Genomic DNA, 20,403 nt, shown 5'->3' with positions numbered 1-20,403 from the left:
TGGGTTAGATGACGTTCTGGAATCTGTATTTCATCCTGAAGTTCGCGCTGTTCGCGACCGGGCACCTGCAGCCGTTCTGGCTCGCGAACCTCGCGTTCGCGGTGGCGCTCGCGGCGAGCGCGCCGATCCGGTCGCGCGCGTGGCGCCTCGTGCGGCAGGTCGTGGCGATCGCGATCGCGGTGCCGCTGCTCGCGCGCGAGCTGCATGCGCCGCCGCTCGCCCGGCTCGCGGAGGCCGCGCGCGAAGTGAGCACGTTCCGCCTCGACTACTGGATGGAGCTGCTGCCGCGCCTGCTGCCGCCCGTGCTGGTGTTGACGGTGGCCGGCGTGCTGATCGTCTATTTCATCGTCAATCGCTGGCTGCGCGTCGCGACGTTCGTGGTCGCCGCGCTGGTCGTGATGCCGCTGTGGCAGGCCGGCAGCGGGCTGATGGCGCGCGTCGTCGCGCCGGCCCAGCCGCAGGCGAACGTGGCGGGCGCGTCGCGCGTCGACCAGCCCGAGGACCACAACGCGGCGCTCGCGACGTTCCGCGCGCAGGAGTCGCAGCGGCAGGTCGCGTTCGGCCATCTCGGCAGCGATCCGGCCGCGCAGTTCGACGTGATCGTGCTGCACATCTGCTCGCTGTCGTGGGACGATCTCGATGCGGCGAAGGTGCGCAACCACCCGATGCTGAGCCACTTCGACTACCTGTTCACGAACTTCAGCACGGCCGCGAGCTACAGCGGCCCTGCCGCGATCCGCGTGCTGCGCGCCACTTGCGGGCAGGAGGCGCACGCGGACCTGTACAAGAGCGCGCCGCCGCAGTGCCACCTGTTCTCGCAACTGGCGGGCGCCGGCTACACGGTGCAGTCGCTGCTGAACCACGACGGCCATTTCGACAACTTCCTGCAGGTGATCCACGACAACATCGGCGTGGCCGATGCACCGATGATCTCGAACGCGGCCGCGCCCGTCGCGATGCACGCGTTCGACGGCTCGGCGATCAAGGACGACTATGCGACGCTCGCGAACTGGTACGCGCAGCGCGCGTCGGTGCCGGGGCCGGTCGCGCTGTACTACAACACGATCAGCCTGCACGACGGCAACCGCGTCGTCGGCAGCGCGCTGACGAGCCTCGACTCGTATCCGCAGCGCGCGACGAAGCTGATGACCGACTTCGATCGTCTCGCCGACCTGATCGCGCAATCGGGCCGCCGCGCGGTGATCGTGTTCGTGCCCGAGCACGGCGCCGCGTTGCGCGGCGACAAGAACCAGGTCGCGGGGCTGCGCGAGATTCCGACGCCGCGCATCGTGCACGGGCCGGTCGGCGTGCGGCTCGTCGGCTTCGCCGGCAACCACGGCGCGACGACCGTGATCGAGCAGCCGACCAGCTTCCTCGCGCTCGCGCAATTGCTGTCGAACCTCGTGTCGAACAGCCCGTTCAAGCCGGGCGCGACGCTCGCGCAATACGCGGCCGATTTGCCGGGCACGCGGATGATCGGCGAGAACGAGGGCACGGTGACGATGCAGACGGCCGCGGGTTACGCGGTGAAAACGCCGGATGGGGTATGGATCGACGAACAGTAACGATGGCAGGCGAAGGCGACGACGATCGCCTGTCGCAACCGAACGACGTGATCGGCCTCGCGCGGCATCTGCCCGCGCTCGATCCCGAGCGCTACGTCGACGAACAGGCGCGCCGCGCGTTCGACGCGTCGCTCGATCGCTGGCCGACGCTCGCGAAGCTGATGGGGCTGAAGCGGTAAACGCGCGGCGGCCGGCGCGATGGCCGGCCGTCGTCGCTGCGTCGGGCGAACCCGCTTATTGCGCTCTGCGTTCCGGCTGGCGTGTCCATTCGCCTTCTTCGCCCGGCACCTTGCCGAACGTCTGATCGGCCCACGCGGCACGCGCCGCGTCGATCTTCGCGCGCTCGCTCGACACGAAATTCCATTCGATGAAACGCTCGCCCGGCAGGTGCGCGCCGCCGAGCAGCATCGCGCGTGCACCGTGCGCGCTCGCGAGCGCGACGCTCGCGCCCGGTTCGAGCACGGCCATCGTCGCGGGGGCGAGCGGCGTGCCGTCGATCGTGAGGTCGCCGTCGACGAGATACACGCCGCGTTCCTCATGTTCGGCATCGAGCGTCAACGTGCCGCCTGCCGCGAATGCCGCAACCGCATAGAGCGTCGGCGAGAACACGGCGACCGGCGACGCGAGCCCGAACGCGGTGCCCGCGATCACGCGCACGGTTACGCCGTCGCGCGCGAACGACGGCAGCGTGTCGGCCGCATGGTGAACGAACGCGGGTGCGGTGTCTTCATGCTCGACCGGCAGCGCGACCCAGGTCTGGATCCCGTGCACCGGCTGCTCGCGCGGCCGGTCCTCGTCGGGCGAACGCTCCGAATGCACGATGCCGCGGCCGGCCGTCATCCAGTTCACGTCGCCCGGCACGATCTTCTGCCTGAAGCCGAGGCTGTCGTGATGCATCAGCGAGCCGTCGAACAGGTAGGTGACGGTCGCGAGCCCGATGTGCGGATGCGGCAGCACGTCGATGCCGCGGCCGGCCGGCAGCACGGCCGGCCCCATCTCGTCGAAGAAGATGAACGGGCCGACGAGGCGCGCGGCGCGAGCGGGCAGCACGCGGCGCACGACGAGGTTGCCGATGTCGCTTTCGCGTGGCGTGAGCAGGGTCTTGATCGAGGCGGACATGACGGGATTCTCGTGACGGTGGCGGTGGCGGTGGCGGGTGGCGCTCAGGCGATCGCCGTGTCGATCGCGATCGGATGCGTGAGGATCTTGTGCACCGGGCACGCGTTCGCGATCTGCAGCAGGCGCTCGCGCTGCTCGCCGGTCAGGTCGCCGTCGAGCGTGATGCGGCGCACGATCGTGCTGCCCGCGCTGCTCGATTCGTGCGCGAGCTTCACGTGTACTTCGTCGAGCGGCCAGCCTTTTCGTTGCGCAACCATCTTCAGCGTGATCGCGGTGCATGCGCCGAGGCTCGACAGCAGCAGCGCGACGGGCGTCGGCGCCGTATCGCCGCCGCCGAGCGACGCCGGTTCGTCGGCGCGCCACTGGTGGACGCCATCGGTGAAGTGGACGAGATAATCGACCGGGCCGATGCTCGCTTCGACGGTGAGTTCGCTCATGGCAGTTCCAGGAAAGGAGAGGGGACGGGCCGGCCGGGCATGGCCGGCAGGCCGGGCGTTACGGTTCGAGCAGGCGCTGCAGCCGCAGCTCCTCGAAATCGAGCTCCGATTCTATGCGGTGCAGCACCGCGTCGTCGACCCGCCCGTCGCGATGCAGGTCGAGCAGCGCGTCGCGCGACACGCCGACCAGCTCGAGCTCGACGCGCAGCATCCGCGCGCGCACGTCGGCGGGCGCCGCGCCGTCGCGGTGCGCGCGTTCGTTGAATGCGACGCGATTGCGGTATTCGGTTAGCAGCCGGTCGAGCGATTCACGTTCGAGGCCCGCGCCGCGCTGCCCGCGCGCGTCGAGCTCGGCGAGCGCCGCGCCGAACGTGTGCGCGCGCACCGCGTGTTCGGACATCGTGCGGCGCGCGGCCGGGCGCAGCTTCAGCACGCGGATCAGCGGCGCGAGCGTGCCGCCCTGCACGACGAGCGTCGCGATGATCAGCAGGAACGTGCTGAACAGGATCAGGTCGCGGCCGGGGAAGTTGGCCGGCAGCGCGATCGCGGCGGCGAGGCTCACGACGCCGCGCATGCCCGACCAGCCGAGCACGACGGCCTCGCGCCACGACCACGGCGAGCGGCCCGCCCGCCGTGCGCGCAGGCGGCCCGGCAGCCACATCGCGACGAACACCCACACGACGCGCGCGCCGATCGCGGCGGCGGTGGCCGGCAGCGCGACCCGCAGCCCGGCCATCAGCACCGCGCCTTCGTGGTTCACGCGCGCGAGGATCGCGTGCAGCGCGAGGCCGATCAGGATGAACACGAGCGCGTCGAGCACGAACACGATCGCTTCCCACGTCGCCTTCGCCTTGATCCGCATGTCGGCGCCGAACACGCGATGCTGGCGCACGCCGAGCACGAGGCCGCAGGCGACCACCGACAGCACGCCCGAGCCGCCGACCGCTTCCGCGATCCCGTAGCTGCCCCAGGCCATCGCGAACGTCACGACGATGCCGAGCATCGGCTCGCGCAGGCGTTGCAGCACCCAGCACATCGCATGGCCGCACGCGAGGCCGACCGCGATGCCGATCAGCGTGAGCGAGAAGAACAGGCCGGTGGCGCTCGCGGTCGTGATCGTGGCGGCGAGCGCGGCCGATACGGCCATCTGGTACAGCAGCAGGCCCGACGCATCGTTGACGAGGCTTTCGCCCTCGAGCACCGCGACGAGCCGCGCGGGCAGCGGGTGGCGCTGCAGGATCGCCTTCGCGGCGACCGCGTCGGGCGGCGACACGATCGCGCCAAGCGTGAAGCACGCGGCCCACGGCAGCGCGGGATTCGCCGCATGCACGGCGAGCGCGACCGCGACGGTCGTAAACGCGACGGCCCCGAGCGCGAGCGATGCGATCGACGCGAGCGCGTGCCGGAATTCCTTCCAGGCGGTGTAGAAGCCGCTCGACATCAGCAGCGGCGGCAGCACGGCCGCGAGCAGCAGCGCCGGGTCCATGTCGGGCACGCGCTTGCCGGCGACGGCGACCACGCAGCCGCCGAGCAGCAGCACGACGGCCGGCGGAATCGACACGCGCTCGGCGAGCCAGGTGAGGGCGCCCGCGCCGCAGATCAACAGCAGCAGGTAATGGAACAGCTCGACGTTGGTCATGCGCGGCAGGCGGCGATGGGGTGGATCAGGAAGGCTTGCGGTCGTTGGTGCCGCCCGGCAGCGTGCCGAACATGTGCCGGCTGCACTGCGCGTCGCGCCACGCGGTGTTCAGCCGATGGCCCGACAGCATCCGGCGCGCGACGGGCAGGATCTGTTCGCCGGCCAGCATGCCGAGCAGGCCCGTGAGCGCGATGATCGGCGGTGCGGGCGAATTCACGCCGAGCGCGCCGTAGATGACGCCCGCGAGGAGGCCGGCGAGCAGCGAGAAGACATACGGTTTCATGGGGGTGCGCCTCGTGATGGCCGAGCGGCACCGGAACGGCGCCGTCAGAGTCTTGAAAGCGTATCGGGTTTGCGTGAAGAAAAAAAGGGCGAACGGCCCCGAACGGGCATCCATTCGCGAATCGGATCGATTCCATTTCTTGGGTGTTCGCGCCGCGCGTTTGCGGCTTAAATATTTCGAGCCGGATGACGATCCGGCGCCGACACGCCACGCGCCTCCCGTTTGCACGGTCGAGGCAGGCTCCGCTTTTTTTCGTTCACAGGACCCATTCGCCATGAGCAACCCGAAGCTTGAAGTACTGACGCCGCAGAACAGCCAGCTGATCTTCATCGACCAGCAGCCGCAGATGGCGTTCGGCGTGCAGTCGATCGATCGGCAGACGCTGAAGAACAACGTCGTCGGGCTCGCGAAGGCCGCGAAGGCGTTCAACATCCCGACCACGATCACGACGGTCGAGACCGAGACCTTCTCCGGTCATACGTTCCCCGAGCTGCTCGACGTGTTCCCGAACCAGAAGACGCTCGAACGCACGTCGATGAACTCGTGGGACGACCAGAAGGTGCGCGACGCGCTCGCCGCGAACGGCCGCAAGAAGGTGGTCGTGTCGGGCCTGTGGACCGAAGTCTGCAATACGACGTTCGCGCTGTGCGCAATGCTCGAAGGCGACTACGAGATCTACATGGTCGCCGACGCATCGGGCGGCACGTCGCAGGCAGCGCACGATTTCGCGATGCAGCGCATGGTGCAGGCCGGCGTGGTGCCGGTCACGTGGCAACAGGTGCTGCTCGAATGGCAGCGCGACTGGGCGCGCCGCGACTCGTACGACGCGGTGATGGCGATCGCGAAGGAACATTCGGGCGCATACGGGATGGGCGTCGACTACGCGTACACGATGGTCCACAAGGCGCCGCAGCGCACCGCGACGCCGCACGAGTCGCTCGCGGCGGTGCCCGCGAAGTAACGGGGCCGCCGGCCGCGATCGCCGCGCCGGATGCGGCGCTCGCCTGCCGTCGGCCATGGCGCATTCAGGCAGCCGGCAGCGCCCACGGCGCATGCGCGAAGTGTTCCGCGAGGAAGTCGAGCAGCACCGTCACGCGCGCGGCGCGCAGCATGCCGGGCGGCGTGACGAGGTTCACGTTGATGTCCGCGATCTTCCAGTCGCTCATCACTTCCTCGAGCTCGCCGCGCTGCATCGCGTCCCACACGAGGAATTCGGGCTGCAGCGCCAGGCCGTGCCCGGCGACGAGCGCGGGGAGGATCACGTCCGCGTTGTTGGTGCGGATGCGCCCGTGTACGGACACGCCGACTTCGTCGCCCGACGCCGGGTGACGGAAGCGCCAGTGCTCGGGCGTCGGCAGGTTCGTGTACGTGAGGCACACGTGCTGTTCGATGTCGCGCGGATGCGTGGGGCGCCCGCGCCGGTCGAGATACGCGGGCGACGCGACGAGCGGCCGGCGCACCGCGCAGAGGCGGCGCGAGCGCAGCGTCGAATCGTTCAGCTCGGCGATGCGGATCGCGACGTCGAAGCCGCCCGACACGATGTCGACGATGTGGTCGGTGAGCACGAGATCGATGTCGACGCGCGGATAGCGCTCGAGAAACACGGGCAGCACCGGCGACAGATGGCGCAGCCCGAACGACATCGGCGCGTTCACGCGCACGAGGCCGTGCGGTTCGAGCGCCTGCGCGGACGCTTCGTTCTCGATCAGCTCCGCATCGGCGAGCAGGCGGATCGCGCGGTCGCGCAGCAGCTCGCCGGTCGGCGTGAGCGACAGCTTGCGCGACGTGCGGTACAGCAGCATCGCGCCGAGGCGCTTTTCGAGGCGGGCGATCGCCTTCGATACGGTCGGTTGCGACACGCCGAGCAGATCGGCGGCTTTCGCGAACGAACCGGTCTCCGCGACGCGCGCGAAGATGGCCCAGGCTTCGAGATCAGGAAGGTGTTGCATGGTCGGACGGGATGAAGGAAAGCGAAGTGGAGGCGAGGGCAGCCGAGCATGCGGCCGATGCGATGCGGATCATTCTAATCCGGCCGGGAGAAAAAACGTTATGGAATCTTATCTAATTTCACTGGGCGCCGGCGTGCTGATCGGCGTCGTGTACAGCGTGATCCGAGTGCGCTCGCCGGCGCCGCCGCTGATCGCGCTGGTCGGCCTCGCCGGCATGCTGGTCGGCGCGCAGGCCATCGCGCCGGTTCGTCACTGGCTCGGCTTCTGAGCACATCGAGGACATTTCATGAGCGCAACCGATACCTCACCCGATCTCATCCTGCACAACGGGCGCATCACGACGCTCGACCGTGCGAACCCCGTCGCCAGCGCCGTCGCGATCAAGGACGGCCGCTTCGTCGCGGTCGGCGGCAACGCGGAGATCGTGCCGCTCGCGGGCCGCGCGACGAAGGTCGTCGATCTCGGCGGCCGCACCGTGCTGCCGGGCCTGATCGACAACCACACGCACGTGATTCGCGGCGGCCTGAACTACAACCTGGAACTGCGCTGGGACGGCGTGCGCTCGCTCGCGGTCGCGATGGAGATGCTCAAGCGTCAGGTCGCGATCACGCCGGCGCCGCAATGGGTGCGCGTGGTGGGCGGCTTCACCGAACACCAGTTCGCGGAGAAACGGCTGCCGACGATCGACGAACTCAATGCAGTCGCGCCCGATACGCCCGTGTTCATCCTGCACCTGTACGACCGCGCGCTGCTGAACGCGGCCGCGCTGCGGGTGGTCGGCTACACGAAGGACACGCCCGAGCCGCCGGGCGGCACGATCCTGCGCGACGACGCGGGCAACCCGACCGGGCTGCTGCTCGCGAACCCGAACGCGACGATCCTCTACGCGACGCTCGCGAAGGGCCCGAAGCTGCCGTTCGACTACCAGTACAACTCGACGCGCCACTTCATGCGCGAGCTGAACCGGCTCGGCGTGACGGGCGTGATCGACGCGGGCGGCGGCTCGCAGAACTATCCGGACGACTACGAAGTGATCCGCAAGCTGCACGACGCGGGCGAGATGACGATCCGGATCGCATACAACCTGTTCACGCAGAAGCCGAATGCGGAGAAGGAAGACTTCGTGAACTGGACGAAGAGCGTCGTGTATCACGACGGCACCGATTACTTCCGCCACAACGGCGCGGGCGAGATGCTGGTGTTTTCCGCAGCGGATTTCGAGGACTTCCGCGTCGCGCGGCCGGACCTGCCCGCGCAGATGGAAGACGATCTCGAAGGCGTCGTGCGCGTGCTCGCGCAGAACCGCTGGCCGTGGCGCATGCACGCGACCTACGACGAAACGATCAGCCGCGCGCTCGACGTGTTCGAGAAGGTGAACCGCGACATTCCGCTCGACGGGCTGAACTGGTTCTTCGATCATGCGGAAACCGTCTCCGAGCAATCGATGGACCGCATCGCCGCGCTCGGCGGCGGCATCGCGGTGCAGCACCGGATGGCGTATCAGGGCGAGTACTTCGTCGAGCGTTACGGCGCGCAGGCCGCGGAGGCGACGCCGCCGGTGGCGAAGATGCTCGCCAAGGGACTCAAGGTGTCGGCCGGCACCGACGCGACGCGCGTGGCGTCGTACAACCCGTGGGTGTCGCTCGCGTGGCTCGTGAGCGGCAAGACGGTCGGCGGCTTGCGCCTGTATCCGCAGCGCAACCTGCTCGATCGCGAAACCGCGCTGCGGATGTGGACCGAGTACGTGACGTGGTTCTCGAACGAGGAAGGGAAGAAAGGCCGGATCGCGGTCGGGCAGCTCGCCGACCTGATGGTCCCGGATCGCGATTTCTTCACGTGCGCGGAGGACGATATCGTCGACACGAGCGCGTTGCTGACGGTGGTCGGCGGCAGGATCGTGTGGGGCGCGGGGCCGTTCGCATCGCACGACGCGCCGATTCCGCCGGCGATGCCCGACTGGTCGCCGGTGCGCGAATACGGCGGCTATGGCGGCTGGGGCGCGACGCAGCGCGACGGTGCGCCGTTGCAGCGCGCGGCGGCGCTCGCCGCGGCGTGCGGCTGTTCGAGCGCATGCAACGTACACGGGCATGCGCATGCGAGTGCGTGGGGCCGCGCGTTGCCGACGTCGGATGCGAAGGGCTTCTGGGGCGCGTTCGGCTGTTCGTGCTGGGCGGTCTGACATGACGACGCGCACCGTCTACGGCACCCCCGCGCGGGTCCGCGCGCTGCTCGCGCAGCCGTGGGTCCTGCCGCTCGCGCGCCTCGCGCTGGTGTCCGCCTATCTGCTCGGCGGCGTCGCGAAGGCGCTCGATTTCCAGGGCGCGGTCGCGGAGCAGGCGCATTTCGGCCTGCATCCGGCCGCGCTGTGGGCCGCGCTCGCGATCGCGGTCGAGATCGCCGGCTCGCTGTGCGTGGTGTTGCGCCGCTTCACGTGGCTCGGCGCCGGCAGCCTCGGCATGCTGACGCTGGTCGCGATGGTCGTGGCGAACGATTTCTGGAACCGTTCGGGCGCCGAGCACTTCATGGCGCTCAACAGCTTTTTCGAGCATCTCGGGCTGATCGCGGCACTCGTGCTCGCGACCGTGCTCGACGATGCGCGGCAACCGGCCGATGCTGGCCGCTCCATTCGATGACGATGCAACAATCAGGAAATCCCGTGATGAAATCCATTCGTTCCGTGCTGCTCGCCGCGATGCTCGCGGGCGGCCTTGCCGTCGCTCCCGTGACGTTCGCGAAACCGCCGGTGCCGCCGGCCGTCGCGCCCGCGGTGGCCGTCGGTCCGCAGTACGACACGACGCACGTGTGCGTCGCGCCCGAAGACTTCGACCGCTTCACCGACAGCTTCGTCGCGACTTTCGGCGGCAAGAAGTCGAAGCAGGGCGTGTTCCAGGTCACGCCGACGCCGAGCCAGACGATGTCGCAGCTCGTGCTCACGCCGGTCGGCACGATTTCGGTATTTGGCTTCAAGACGCCGATTCCATATCCGTTCTGCGCGGAGCGCACGGGTTATCTCGTGACCGACATGGACGTCGTCGTGAAGTCCGCGCGCGAGCACGGCGCCGACGTGATCGTCGACACGTTTCCCGATCCGATCGGCCGCGACGCGATCATCGCGTGGGCGGGCGACGTGAAGATGCAGCTCTACTGGCATACGCAGGCGCCGCAGTACGACGCGCTGCAGACCGTCCCCGAGAATCGCGTGTACGTGTCGCCGCAAAGCGTGCGCAAGTTCGTGCACGACTTCGTCAAGTTCTCGACAGGCAAGGTGGTGTCCGACGACCCGAAGGCGCCGGGCGTCGAAATCGGCCGGCCGGGCGATACGTATCGTCGCATTCGCATCGAATCGGGCTTCGGCAAGATGACCGTGCTGGTGACCGACGGCCATCTGCCTTACCCGTTCGGTCGCGAGATGACGGGCTACGAAGTGCCCGATCTCGCCGCGACGCTGAAGCAGGCCGAAGCCGCGGGCGTGACGGTGCTCGTGCCGCCGTTCAGGTCCGATGGCCGCGACGCGGCGCTCGTGCAGTTCCCGGGCGGCTACGTCGCCGAGATCCACGCGAGCGCGGCGCGATGAAGCACGAGGACACGATCCTTGCCGCGGTCGCCGGCTTCGTCGACACGCTGAGCTTCGTCGCGCTGTTCGGGCTGTTCACCGCGCACGTGACCGGCAACTTCGTGCTGATCGGCGCGGGCATCGCGGGCTTCGGCCAGGGCGTCGTGCTGAAGCTCAGCGTGTTTCCGGCGTTCGTGTGCGGCGTGATCGCGAGCAGCCTGATCGCGCGGTCGATGGCCGCGCGGCCGGCGTGGCAGGGCGCGCGCGCACTGCACGCGGTGCAGGCCGTGCTGCTGCTCGGCTTCTGCGCGGCCGGCGTGTGGGCGACGCCCGTCACGCAGCCCGACAGCCTGGCGGCGCTGGTGGCCGGCATCGTCGGGACGTTCGCGATGGGCGTGCAGAACGCGCATCCGCGCGTGATTGCGCGCGCGGGCGGCGTGCCGAACACGGTGATGACCGGCAACGTCACGCAGGCGATTCTCGATGCCGTCGACATGCTGTCGCCCGGCACGGCGGACAGCGTGCGCGCAACCGCGCGTGCACGCTTCGCGAAGATGCTGCCGGCGATCGTCGCGTTCGCGCTGGGCGCGGCATGCGGGGCGCTCGGCTTTCGCTACGTCGGGTTTCTCGCGCTGCTCGCGCCGGTCGGCGCGCTCGCGACGCTTGCCCTGTGCGCGGGGCAGGCGGCCGGCACTCGCACGCAGGAGCATGCATGATCGGCAGAGGGCAGGGCAGGCCTCACGGCCGTCGCTTCGAGCGGGCCGCGCGCGTGTCGATCATCGCGGGGCTGTTGTGCGCGGGCGCCGATGCCGCATTCGCGCAAACCGAGCCGACATCGGCTTCGGCCGCGTCGTCGGGTTCGGCTTCGACGTCGGCTTCGGCGATGCCATCCGGTTCGACGTCGACCTCGACATCGACGCCCGCATCCGCCACCGCATCGACCTGCACGGCCAAGCGGCCGGCGGTGCTGTTCAACCGCTGGCAGGAAGACTGGTCGGTACTCGCGAATCCTTGCGTGCCGCGTGCGCCGCTCGACGGATTGAAATACATCCCGCTCGGCAACGATCCGTCCTCCTATCTGTCGCTCGGCGTGAACCTGCGCGAGCGGCTCGAGACCAACGACGCACCGCTGTTCGGCATCGGCTCCGCGCAATCGGATACGTACCTGATCCAGCGCGTCGAAGTGCACGCCGATGCGCATCTTGGCCAGCATTGGCAGTTCTTCGCGCAGTTGCAGGACGCACGCGCATTCGGCAAGAACACGGTGTCGCCCGTCGACCGGAACCCGCTCGATCTCGAACAGGCATTCGCGACCTACACGGGCGCGCTCGGCAGCGGCACGTTCAAGTTCCGCGTCGGCCGGCAGGAGATGGCGTTCGACCTGCAGCGCTTCATCGCCACGCGCGACGGCCCGAACGTGCGGCTCGCGTTCGATGCGGTGTGGGCCGACTACGAATACGGCAAGTGGCGCTTCATCGGCTATGCGACGCAGCCGGTGCAGAACCGCAACGCGTCCGATTTCGACGACGTATCGAATCGCGATCTCACGTTCAGCGGCGTGCGCGTCGAGCGGCAGTCGGTCGGGCCGGGCGACCTGTCCGGCTACTGGTCGCGCTACAACCGCGGCAACGCACGGTTCCTCGATGCGAGCGGCCCCGAGCATCGCGACGTATGGGACGTTCGCTACACGGGCACGCACGGGCGTTTCGACTGGGATCTCGAAACGATGCTGCAGACCGGCACGGTCGGCCATGCGACGATCGGCGCGTGGGCCGTCGGTTCGATCGCCGGCTACAGGCTCGATGCGCCGTGGTCGCCGCGCATCGCGCTGCAGGTCGACGCGGCGTCGGGCGACCGGCATCCGCACGACGGCCGCATTGGCACGTTCAACCCGCTGTTTCCGAACGGCTATTACTTCACGCTGGCCGGCTATACGAGCTACGCGAACCTGATCCACGTGAAGCCGTCCGTGACGCTGAAACCGTCGCCGAACCTGTCGTTGCTCGGCGCGCTCGGTTTCCAGTGGCGCGAGACGACCGGCGACGCCGTCTATCAGCAGCCGAACATCCCGGTGCCGGGCACGGCGGGCAAGGGCGGGTCGTGGACGGGCATGTACGTGCAGTTGCGCGCGGACTGGACGATCGCCGCGAACCTGATCGGCGCGGTCGAGGCCGTGCATTTCCAGGTCGGTGACGCGATCCGGCAGGCGGGCGGGCACAACGCGGACTATGTCGGCGTCGAGCTGAAGTACGGGTGGTGACGCGGCCGCGCGGCAGCGCGTTCGGCATGAAAAAAGGACGGCCCCGCGGGGCCGTCCTTCGTTCGTCCGGGCCGGCCGTGCGACCGGCCCGTTCGAGTTGAGCGCGAGACGATTACAGGTTCGGCGACAGCGCGAGCGCGTTCGTCAGGTCGCCCATCGGCTGCGAACCGTTCGCCTTCAGCGCGTCGTCGCGTTGCTGCAGGCCCGCGAGGCGCGGCAGCGAGAAGCGGCGCGTGATGAAGCGCAGGATCGAGCCCGTGTCGTACTGCGTGTGGTCGACGAAGCCCTTCTTCGCGAACGGCGACACGATCAGCGCCGGAATGCGCGTGCCCGGGCCCCAGCGGTCCGCGGTCGGCGGCGCGGCGTGATCCCAGAAGCCGCCGTTTTCGTCGTACGTGACGACCACGACCATGTTCTTCCACTGCGGGCTGGCCTGCAGGTGCGCGATCACGTCGGCGATGTGCTGGTCGCCGGACGTGACGTCCGTGTAGCCCGGGTGCTCGTTCAGGTTGCCCTGCGGCTTGTAGAACGCAACTTGCGGCAGCGTGCCCGCATCGATCGCCTTGATGAACTCGGCCCCGTTCGCGCCGCCGTCGAGCAGGTGCTGCGCGCGGCTCGCGGTGCCCGGCGCCTGGTTCGCGAAGTAGTTGAACGGCTGGTGGTGCGGCTGGAAGTTCGGCGTCGACAGATCGGCGCCGTAGATCACGTTCGACGTGCCGTTCTGGCTCGCCTGCAGCGCCTGGCCCCATGCGCCGCCATACCATGCCCACGACACGCCGGCGTTGGTCAGCAGGTCGCCGATGTTGGTCGCCGTCTGCGGCGGCATCGTCGACGGATTGGCCGGGTCGGCGAGCAGCGGGTCGCCGCCCGCGGCCGCCTTGTTGCCGCTCGGCTGATACGCCGGCTGCATCGTGTTGACACCGTAGAAGTCGGGCGTCAGCGCGCCGTCGTTGACGAACTTCGGCGGGCCGCTCAGCGCGGAGGCCGGCGAATTCGTCGCGACCTTCAGCGACTTGCCGTCCGCGTTCAGCACCGCGATCTTGCCGGCCGCCGGGCTCTTGTCCGCGTTCGGGTAGTACGGCGCGCACGCGCAGATCAGGTACTGGTGGTTCAGGAACGAACCGCCGAACGCGCCCATGAAGAAGTTGTCGGCCAGCACGTACTGCTGCGCGATCTTCCACAGCGGCAGCTTCGACGGATCGGCCGTGTAGTGGCCCATCGTCAGGCCGCCCGCGTCGGTCCATGCGGCGTACATGTCGTTCTTGCCGCCGTTGATCTGCATCTGGTCCTGGTAGAAGCGGTGCACGATGTCGCGCGTCGCGATGCTCATCGACTGGTTGAAGCCGTTCGGATCGTCGATCGCGAACGGCGCGTTCGGCAGGTTCGCCGTCATCGCCTCGGTCACCGCCGGCGTGATGCCGGTCGCGGTCAGGCCGCCCCAGATCTTCGGCAGCGTCGCCATCGTCGAGCCGTCGCGATCCTTCTGCACCGAGTTCGCGGCCGTCGCGTTCTGCAGACCGTTCGCGCCGGGGAAGTTGCCGTACAGGTTGTCGAAGCTGCGGTTTTCCGCGTAGATCACGACGACGTTCTTGACGGCCGACAGGCCCTGCTGCGTGACGTCGTCGCCGCCGCAGGCGGTCAGGCTGAGCGCGGCCGCGAGGGCGATCGGCGTGTAGCGAATCCAGGCGTGCTTCTTCATGCGATGTTCTCTCTCATTCGTCGTTGGTCGCGTGTGGGAACCGGGTGGCGGGAGGGCCGGCGCACGAACCTCGCGGTCCCGCCCGGCTGCGCGCATTATCTGGAACCGATTTGACAGCGGGGTGTAGGGGCGCTTTCAATTGACTGTCGGTCGAACGTCATCCAGCGGTCACGGAACTGACATAAGCTCCGGCCGATTGCCCACCGCGACCAGAACAACGACGATGCACACCTTCCTGAAATCCTCCGCGTCCGCGCGCTCGCTGATCTCCTGCGCGGCGACGCTGGCGGTGGTCGCCGCGCTCGCCGGCTGCGATGCACGGCCCGGCACGAATGCGTCGGCCGTATCCGTCGTGCCGGCGGCCCAGGCCGCGCCGGCCGCCCCGGCGGTCGCGCCGGCCAACCAGCCGCAGACGCGCGCGCAGGTGCTCGAGGGCGTGAAGCAGATGACGGCGCTCGGCAAGCAGCTGTTCTTCGATCCGTCGCTGTCCGGGTCCGGCAAGCTTGCGTGCGCGTCGTGCCATAGCGCCGAGCATGCGTTCGGGCCGCCGAACGCGCTGTCCGTGCAGCTTGGCGGCGACGACATGCACCGTACCGGCTTTCGCGCGGTGCCGTCGCTGAAGTACGTGCGCGGTATCCCGCCGTTCAGCGAGCACTTCCACGATTCGCCGGACGAAGGTGACGAAAGCGTCGACGCGGGCCCGACCGGCGGGCTCACCTGGGACGGTCGCGTCGATACGCGCGATGCGCAGGCGCGCATTCCGCTCACGTCGCCGTTCGAGATGAGCAGTTCGCCGGCGCGGGTGGCCAAGGCGGTTCGCGCCGCGCCGTATGCCGACGCGTTCCGCAAGGCGTTCGGCGACCAGGTGCTCGGCGACGACCGGGCGACGTTCGATGCGGTGCTGCGCGCGCTCGACGCATTCCAGCAGCAGCCGGCGCTGTTCGATCCGTACACGAGCAAATACGACGCATATCTGGCCGGGCGCGCGCAGCTCACGCCTGCGGAGTTGCACGGGCTGCAACTGTTCAACGACGAGAAGAAGGGCAACTGCGCGAGTTGCCACATCAGCCAGCGCACGCTCGAAGGCGGCCCGCCGCAGTTCAGCGATTTCGGGCTGATCGCGATCGCGGTGCCGCGCAACCGCGCGCTGCCCGTCAATCGCGACCCGCGCTTTTACGATCTCGGCGCCTGCGGCCCGGAACGCACCGACCTGAAGGGGCGCGACGAATTCTGCGGGCTGTTCCGCACGCCGTCGCTGCGCAACGTCGCGCTGCGCAAGACGTTCTTCCACAACGGCGTGTATCACTCGCTCGAGGACGTGATGCGCTTCTACGTCGAGCGCGACATCCATCCGGAGAAGTTCTACCCGGTCGTGCACGGCAAGGTGCAGATCTACGACGATTTGCCGAAGCGCTACTGGCCGAACATCAACCGCGAGCCGCCGTTCGACCGCAAGCGCGGCGACCCGCCGGCGCTGAATGCGGCCGAGATCAAGGACGTGATCGCGTTCCTCGGCACGCTGACTGACGGATATCGGCAAACGGGTGCGCCGGCCGGGCACTAGTCTTACTGTGTCAATAAATTAATCTTTGGCGACGAACAAAACGGACATCGCTGGAGCCTGCGCGCGATGTATGCAGCGATACGCCAGCGCATCTTGGCGACATGAACCATACGTTCGAGCGTCGTGTCCGGGGGGCATAGTCGAAAGCCAATATTGGAGTGGCTCTGCATCACCTTCAGGCCATTCGATTAGCAGCCATTCCTCATCGCGCAGTGTGGACCGCCAGTAATCGCGGTGTGAAGCACACACACGCACGGCGGCAAAGCGGAGCCATCCTTTGTTATCAGGGGCACATCCTGATTGAAAACCGTTCGGGCTTGGTGGTTGGCGCTGTGGTCAACCATGCCGACGGTTTCGCTGAACGCGCAAGTGCGTTGAGCCTGCTCGATTGCGTACCGGGTCGTCGCGCCAAGCGGACGCGTCAACACCCTGTATGCGATATGGCGAGCAAGCGAGTCGGCACATCAGACCGAGAACCTTGCTGAATCCCTGACCGTTTGAACGATATCGCCGGACCTTGTCAGTTCGGCAATGGCGGCGGCAATTCTCTCGTTAGACCCGCGTCCGGCGCGTCGCGCGGGTCGTGTCTGGCTCTTCTTCGTGCTGACTCGTGACGGTGCCCCTCTTACAGAGGAAACACTACGCGCGGCACCAGTCAACCCGCAACCTGGAATGCTGCGGACCTCACGCCGCTTCTTCGCTCGGCCACCAAGGCTGCGGTACCCGGTCGATCCGGTAGTCGTCAAGGTTCTTGCCGACGAGCCACTTCGGCCGCGGGCCGCGCCCCGACCAGTTGCGACCCGACGGGTCGTAGAATTGGGCCGGCGCTCGACGGCGCTTCGGATGCAGATAGCCCAGCGCCGACAGCACTTCCTGCTGGGTAATGTCGTACAGCGCGACCTGTTCCTTGAAGGCGGCCAGCGCGGCCTTTTTCCTGCGCCCGGACGTGGGCCAGTTCGATATTCAGCGCATCGAGCTCGGCGCGGAGCTCGGGCAGGGTAGGGGCGTCCATGAATTTCAGTGGTGAACCGCGTTGGATCAAACGTCGATATACGAGACCGATTGCGAGGCGACCAGGCGAGGCGGTGTCGGGCACTGACACACGCACAGATCATCGCTCAACGCCGCTTCTCGTCCGTCCGGCCCCGTGGTGGATATCCGCGGACCGGTGCACTCGATTTTACCCAACGTCTTGCAGACAGGGCACCACACCGGATCGCGCTCGTAGGCCTGTTCGCGACCGCCGATCAGATCGGCACTATCGCCGCCTTGGACGATACCGCCGACGGTCGTCGTGTCACCTTTCACTATGTCGTATCGTCGCATGGCGGGCCCGCTTAGACTGCACCTGGTCGGAGACGTAGGCTGTTCAGCAACGTCTCCCACGTTTGCAGTGCGCCGGCTTCATCGACCGGTGACGTTGCCTCGTCGGGCTTCAAATCGGGGCTGCTCGCACCGAGCAGCAACTGAATAGCCGTATGCGGTTTCGCCAGTGTGCTCGGATCGCCCGGCGCGAGCAGGTAGAAGCGATAGGACGTAATCTCGCCTTCCTTCAGCGCGAACAGCACTTCCTCGGCATCCATCCCGGCCACCGTGCGCTTGCCTTGTCGCAGAATCCGGTAGCTGCCGCTCGAGATGCGATCCATCTTCGAGCGCAGCTCAGGAAGAGTCTTGGTCAGTGGCGACTTCTGGTCGACGTCGACGGCATCACGCATCTGGATCACCAGCAGCGCCGGTCGCCCTGGCATCAGCGCAAACGACTGGCTGACCTCCTCGGTGTAGGTTGACGACCCCGTGGCGATTCCGCCGTCGAAGCAGAATCCCGTTTCGGTTGGGACCGACCAGTTATCGCGTGTCTTGATGCGACGATAGAGGTCAGAATACACAGGCTCGAACTTGTCCAAGCCACCTGAGCCAAATGACCCAGTTGTATGGAACAAGGTGTTGTTTTCGTAAATATAACCATCCGTATCAAAAGGCAATTTCGCAGCCTTTGCGATTCCCTCTTGATAAGCGAAAACCTTTGAAGTCTTTGTCGGAGAAAATGCTTTCTCAAGCCAGGCAGGCCCCGATTGACTTCTTGGATTTGCAGGATCAAATCGTCTTTCAGTGCGATATTTCTTTTCCGCGGCGTCGACTTTGGCTTGATACTCGCCAGGAGATGCATTGTGCTGCGTCTCTAGTTTGTTCCCCCAAAATGCGTATCGTTGATTGGTAATTTTGCTTGCCACTGGCCGGTCAAATACGAAGCGCCCGATGCACCACGGGCGCGGCTTGGACAGCAAGGGATTCGTCATCGTTGGTTCACCTGAAAACGTTATCGAACAGGCGCACACGCCCGCCACTAAAACGAGGAGTCGGCCAATACGCGTCAGCATGCCGGTGCGTCCTTCGCGATTTGCACGATGCTGTAGAGCAGCGCCCAGCGCGCCCATGGATGTTTATAGCTGTCCTGATGCACATAGCCTCCTTGGTCAAAGACCATTTGTATTCCGCGGGCCGCGCCACCCTCCGCGCTGTGCGCGGGGGCTTCGGCCGACCAGACCGGCACAGTTCCATCACCCGGCACGATGCCATTTTTTTGGGGATCGGGCGCGTCGCTGCCTGGAGGGAGTTTCGCTACCTTCTGCACCTCGAATTCGATGGTGACATTGCGCGAGTCCAGGTGTACGCGCAGCGTGCCGGTGTGGGAGTCGTCGTGTTTCTCGCCCAAGAATCGCGCGGCGCGCAGTTCTTCCTCCGTCACGTCAGGCGGTATATTCCCTTTCCAGATCACCGTACCCCATGCCAACAGATCGTCGAGCTTCTCGCTTTTCTCCATCTTGGGTTTGGCGTTGCCCTCACTCGATGCGGTTGATGCCTTGGGTGTCAGTGCTCCATCCCCATATGCTACGTATGTTTTATCGTGGTATGTATCTTTTATTTTTTCCTGATTGCGCACTACAAAAAGCATCGTTTTCGCAAAGTTCTCAGAAAGGGACATTTTTACTGGCTGGTTATCGAGTCGCTTTTGGACGACGCCAGCCGGGTCGAGCAACGAAGTTGATTGCTCCGGTACTAAGCCGTACCATTTTTGGTTTATGTACACCTCGTTGTATGCGTCGCCCTGCTGGGGGAGCTTCATCACCGGGGTGCCATCGAGCCGGGCAAAGATCCACCACGGATCGCCATTGTGGTAGTCGGGCATCGGGAGCAATTCCAGCGGCCCTGGCGCATTCGCGGCCACTGCCACAAACTCGTCCGCATCACTTCCGAGCAGGGCGCCATTGATGAAACCGTTTATCCCGCCCTCGCTGCCGCCTCCGGTGCGGAACCGCTTCGCTGCAATCGGTGCGCCGGTCGCCGGCAGTACGTTATGGAAAACGCCGTGCATTAGGCCCGCTGCGCCGTGCATCGCAATTGCCATACGCGCGACTAGCCCGCCCATCGAGTGCGTCAGGATGATTGCCTTGCCGCTATGGTTTTCGGCGATGATCTCCTTGATGCCCATCAAGCGCATCTTCTTGCCGGTTTTCTTGTCCTCGACGTCCAATCCTTCGATCACGTCTTTTGCCGACTTCTCATTCGATTGCAGCCAGTTGTAGCCGATCGCATACACGCGGTACCGGTATTTCGCGAAGTGCTCGAACTCGGCACACTCTTCCGTGATCGCCTGGCCGCGTTTTTGCGCGCCGGCGTCGGTCGCCCCGTAGTCGGCCGGCTCGGTGCCGAGCACGGGCTTGAGCGTCCACTCCGTGCCGTCGGGGTCGGTTTCGATCCAAGCCCCCTTGTGCTTACCCATATACTTTGGCTCGTTCAGTTGCTCCTCGAGCCACGCCAGCATCGGTTGATAGCTCGATCGATACACCGAGCCCCAGCCGCGTCGACGTGCCTCTGCCTCGTCGACATACTGATCTTCCTTGTCATCCTTTTGGAGCTTGCCGGCGCGGATGGGACCAAACGGGGTCACCTGGGCTACGGTCGGATCGTACAGCGTTTCCCGTGTGGACGCGCCCCTGAACCACATGCCGAGCAGAGCCGGTAACGCGCCTGCTTTCCCGAGCATGCCGTCCGTGTTCGGCGGAAAAAAAATATCTTCGCCGGTGTCCTTGTTGACCAAGGGCGAGCCCATCACGCCCGGCAGGAAGATCACTGGAATGATCGGTCGTACGTCGCACAGCAGTTCCTTCTGCCGCGTGTCGCTCGCCGGCGTCAGCGTGAAGTGCCCGACCGACGCGCCGTCCTTGTCCGTGCGACCAACCTGTCGCACCACTTGTTCGGGGTCGTCGCTAAAGTCCGAGTTGCCGCCGGTTTGATTGGTGTTATCGCTCATTGTCGTTCGTCAAATTCGAGCAT

General features: G+C 66.7%; 19 protein-coding genes and 3 pseudogenes. 11 read left to right on the top strand and 11 right to left on the bottom strand.

The annotated features are described in order from the left end of the window. Positions 1–8 precede the first annotated feature (8 nt). Positions 9–1,565 (top strand): cellulose biosynthesis protein BcsG, encoded by a 1,557-nt coding sequence (gene bcsG, locus HWX62_RS07950; RefSeq protein WP_175929379.1) that lies wholly within the window; start codon positions 9–11, stop codon positions 1,563–1,565. After that, positions 1,547–1,744 carry a hypothetical protein gene (locus HWX62_RS07945; protein WP_175929378.1) on the top strand — a complete coding sequence of 66 codons (198 nt, stop codon included), beginning with the start codon at positions 1,547–1,549 and terminating at the stop codon, positions 1,742–1,744. Before bcsG ends, HWX62_RS07945 begins: the two co-directional genes overlap by 19 nt. A gap of 55 nt (positions 1,745–1,799) precedes the next feature. On the opposite strand, the gene HWX62_RS07940 is transcribed toward HWX62_RS07945, so the two are convergent. Genes HWX62_RS07940 through HWX62_RS07925 form a run of 4 tightly spaced genes read right to left on the bottom strand, consistent with a single transcriptional unit; the run spans position 1,800 to position 5,043 of the window. Next, complete coding sequence (locus HWX62_RS07940) at positions 1,800–2,684, bottom strand: pirin family protein (RefSeq protein ID WP_175929377.1); 885 nt, start codon at positions 2,682–2,684, stop codon at positions 1,800–1,802. Between the two features lie 44 nt (positions 2,685–2,728). Then, positions 2,729–3,121: an OsmC family protein gene (locus HWX62_RS07935; RefSeq protein WP_175929376.1), complete on the bottom strand. Its 393-nt coding sequence runs from the start codon at positions 3,119–3,121 to the stop codon at positions 2,729–2,731. A 58-nt stretch (positions 3,122–3,179) separates the two neighbouring features. Then, the gene (locus HWX62_RS07930) at positions 3,180–4,760 is read right to left on the bottom strand and encodes a sodium:proton antiporter (RefSeq protein WP_175929375.1); all 1,581 of its coding nucleotides are present in this window, start codon (positions 4,758–4,760) and stop codon (positions 3,180–3,182) included. Positions 4,761–4,785: 25 nt separating this feature from the next. Continuing rightward, positions 4,786–5,043 carry a XapX domain-containing protein gene (locus HWX62_RS07925; protein WP_175929374.1) on the bottom strand — a complete coding sequence of 86 codons (258 nt, stop codon included), beginning with the start codon at positions 5,041–5,043 and terminating at the stop codon, positions 4,786–4,788. A 274-nt stretch (positions 5,044–5,317) separates the two neighbouring features. Between HWX62_RS07925 and HWX62_RS07920 the strand changes: the two genes are divergently transcribed. Then, a complete protein-coding gene (locus HWX62_RS07920) occupies positions 5,318–6,004 on the top strand; it encodes a hydrolase (protein ID WP_175929373.1) in 687 nt (228 codons plus the stop codon). 64 nt (positions 6,005–6,068) lie between these two features. Here HWX62_RS07920 and HWX62_RS07915 read toward each other — a convergent pair whose 3' ends face one another. Next, entirely contained in the window at positions 6,069–6,992 is a 924-nt protein-coding gene (locus HWX62_RS07915) for a LysR family transcriptional regulator (RefSeq protein WP_175929372.1), read from the bottom strand. Between the two features lie 100 nt (positions 6,993–7,092). On the opposite strand from HWX62_RS07915, the gene HWX62_RS07910 reads away from it, so the two are divergent. Genes HWX62_RS07910 through HWX62_RS07885 form a run of 6 tightly spaced genes read left to right on the top strand, consistent with a single transcriptional unit; the run spans position 7,093 to position 12,805 of the window. Continuing rightward, positions 7,093–7,260, top strand: a complete 168-nt coding sequence (locus tag HWX62_RS07910; protein ID WP_175929371.1) for a DUF1427 family protein — start codon at positions 7,093–7,095, stop codon at positions 7,258–7,260. Between the two features lie 18 nt (positions 7,261–7,278). Beyond that, the gene (locus HWX62_RS07905; protein ID WP_175929370.1) at positions 7,279–9,171 is read left to right on the top strand and encodes an amidohydrolase; all 1,893 of its coding nucleotides are present in this window, start codon (positions 7,279–7,281) and stop codon (positions 9,169–9,171) included. A gap of 1 nt (position 9,172) precedes the next feature. Further along, positions 9,173–9,625: a DoxX family protein gene (locus HWX62_RS07900; protein WP_175929369.1), complete on the top strand. Its 453-nt coding sequence runs from the start codon at positions 9,173–9,175 to the stop codon at positions 9,623–9,625. A gap of 26 nt (positions 9,626–9,651) precedes the next feature. Then, positions 9,652–10,566, top strand: coding sequence for a glyoxalase (locus HWX62_RS07895; protein ID WP_175929368.1), 915 nt, complete (start codon positions 9,652–9,654; stop codon positions 10,564–10,566). Beyond that, positions 10,563–11,261 (top strand): YoaK family protein, encoded by a 699-nt coding sequence (locus tag HWX62_RS07890; protein ID WP_175929367.1) that lies wholly within the window; start codon positions 10,563–10,565, stop codon positions 11,259–11,261. The genes HWX62_RS07895 and HWX62_RS07890 overlap by 4 nt, the downstream gene beginning before the upstream one ends. Further along, positions 11,258–12,805, top strand: coding sequence for an alginate export family protein (locus HWX62_RS07885; protein WP_175929366.1), 1,548 nt, complete (start codon positions 11,258–11,260; stop codon positions 12,803–12,805). Before HWX62_RS07890 ends, HWX62_RS07885 begins: the two co-directional genes overlap by 4 nt. A gap of 112 nt (positions 12,806–12,917) precedes the next feature. Here HWX62_RS07885 and HWX62_RS07880 read toward each other — a convergent pair whose 3' ends face one another. Next, positions 12,918–14,504 carry an acid phosphatase gene (locus HWX62_RS07880; protein ID WP_175929365.1) on the bottom strand — a complete coding sequence of 529 codons (1,587 nt, stop codon included), beginning with the start codon at positions 14,502–14,504 and terminating at the stop codon, positions 12,918–12,920. Positions 14,505–14,727: 223 nt separating this feature from the next. On the opposite strand from HWX62_RS07880, the gene HWX62_RS07875 reads away from it, so the two are divergent. Beyond that, positions 14,728–16,068, top strand: a complete 1,341-nt coding sequence (locus tag HWX62_RS07875; RefSeq protein ID WP_175929364.1) for a cytochrome c peroxidase — start codon at positions 14,728–14,730, stop codon at positions 16,066–16,068. 80 nt (positions 16,069–16,148) lie between these two features. Here the strand turns inward: HWX62_RS07875 and HWX62_RS07870 are convergent. Then, positions 16,149–16,335: pseudogene (locus HWX62_RS07870) on the bottom strand (IS701 family transposase); the annotation flags it as partial. Between HWX62_RS07870 and HWX62_RS07865 the strand changes: the two are divergent. Continuing rightward, positions 16,326–16,481: pseudogene (locus HWX62_RS07865) on the top strand (IS5/IS1182 family transposase); the annotation flags it as partial. The pseudogenes HWX62_RS07870 and HWX62_RS07865 sit on opposite strands and share 10 nt — an antisense overlap. Positions 16,482–16,752: 271 nt before the next feature. Here HWX62_RS07865 and HWX62_RS07860 read toward each other — a convergent pair. From HWX62_RS07860 to HWX62_RS07845, 4 genes and pseudogenes are all read right to left on the bottom strand, one after another. After that, positions 16,753–17,080 (bottom strand): annotated as a pseudogene (locus HWX62_RS07860) (H-NS family nucleoid-associated regulatory protein). A gap of 26 nt (positions 17,081–17,106) precedes the next feature. Further along, positions 17,107–17,394, bottom strand: a complete 288-nt coding sequence (locus HWX62_RS07855; protein WP_175929363.1) for a PAAR domain-containing protein — start codon at positions 17,392–17,394, stop codon at positions 17,107–17,109. 11 nt (positions 17,395–17,405) lie between these two features. Further along, on the bottom strand, positions 17,406–18,365 hold the full coding sequence (locus HWX62_RS07850) for a T6SS immunity protein Tli4 family protein (protein WP_175929727.1): 960 nt from the start codon (positions 18,363–18,365) through the stop codon (positions 17,406–17,408). A gap of 74 nt (positions 18,366–18,439) precedes the next feature. Further along, a complete protein-coding gene (locus HWX62_RS07845; RefSeq protein ID WP_175929362.1) occupies positions 18,440–20,380 on the bottom strand; it encodes an alpha/beta hydrolase in 1,941 nt (646 codons plus the stop codon). Positions 20,381–20,403 lie beyond the last annotated feature (23 nt).

This window comes from Burkholderia sp. BCC0506 (genome assembly GCF_902833145.1).
Lineage (GTDB): Bacteria > Pseudomonadota > Gammaproteobacteria > Burkholderiales > Burkholderiaceae > Burkholderia.
The sequence above is the reverse complement of the archived record's forward strand: the minus strand, read 5'-3'. Positions and strand labels throughout refer to the sequence as shown.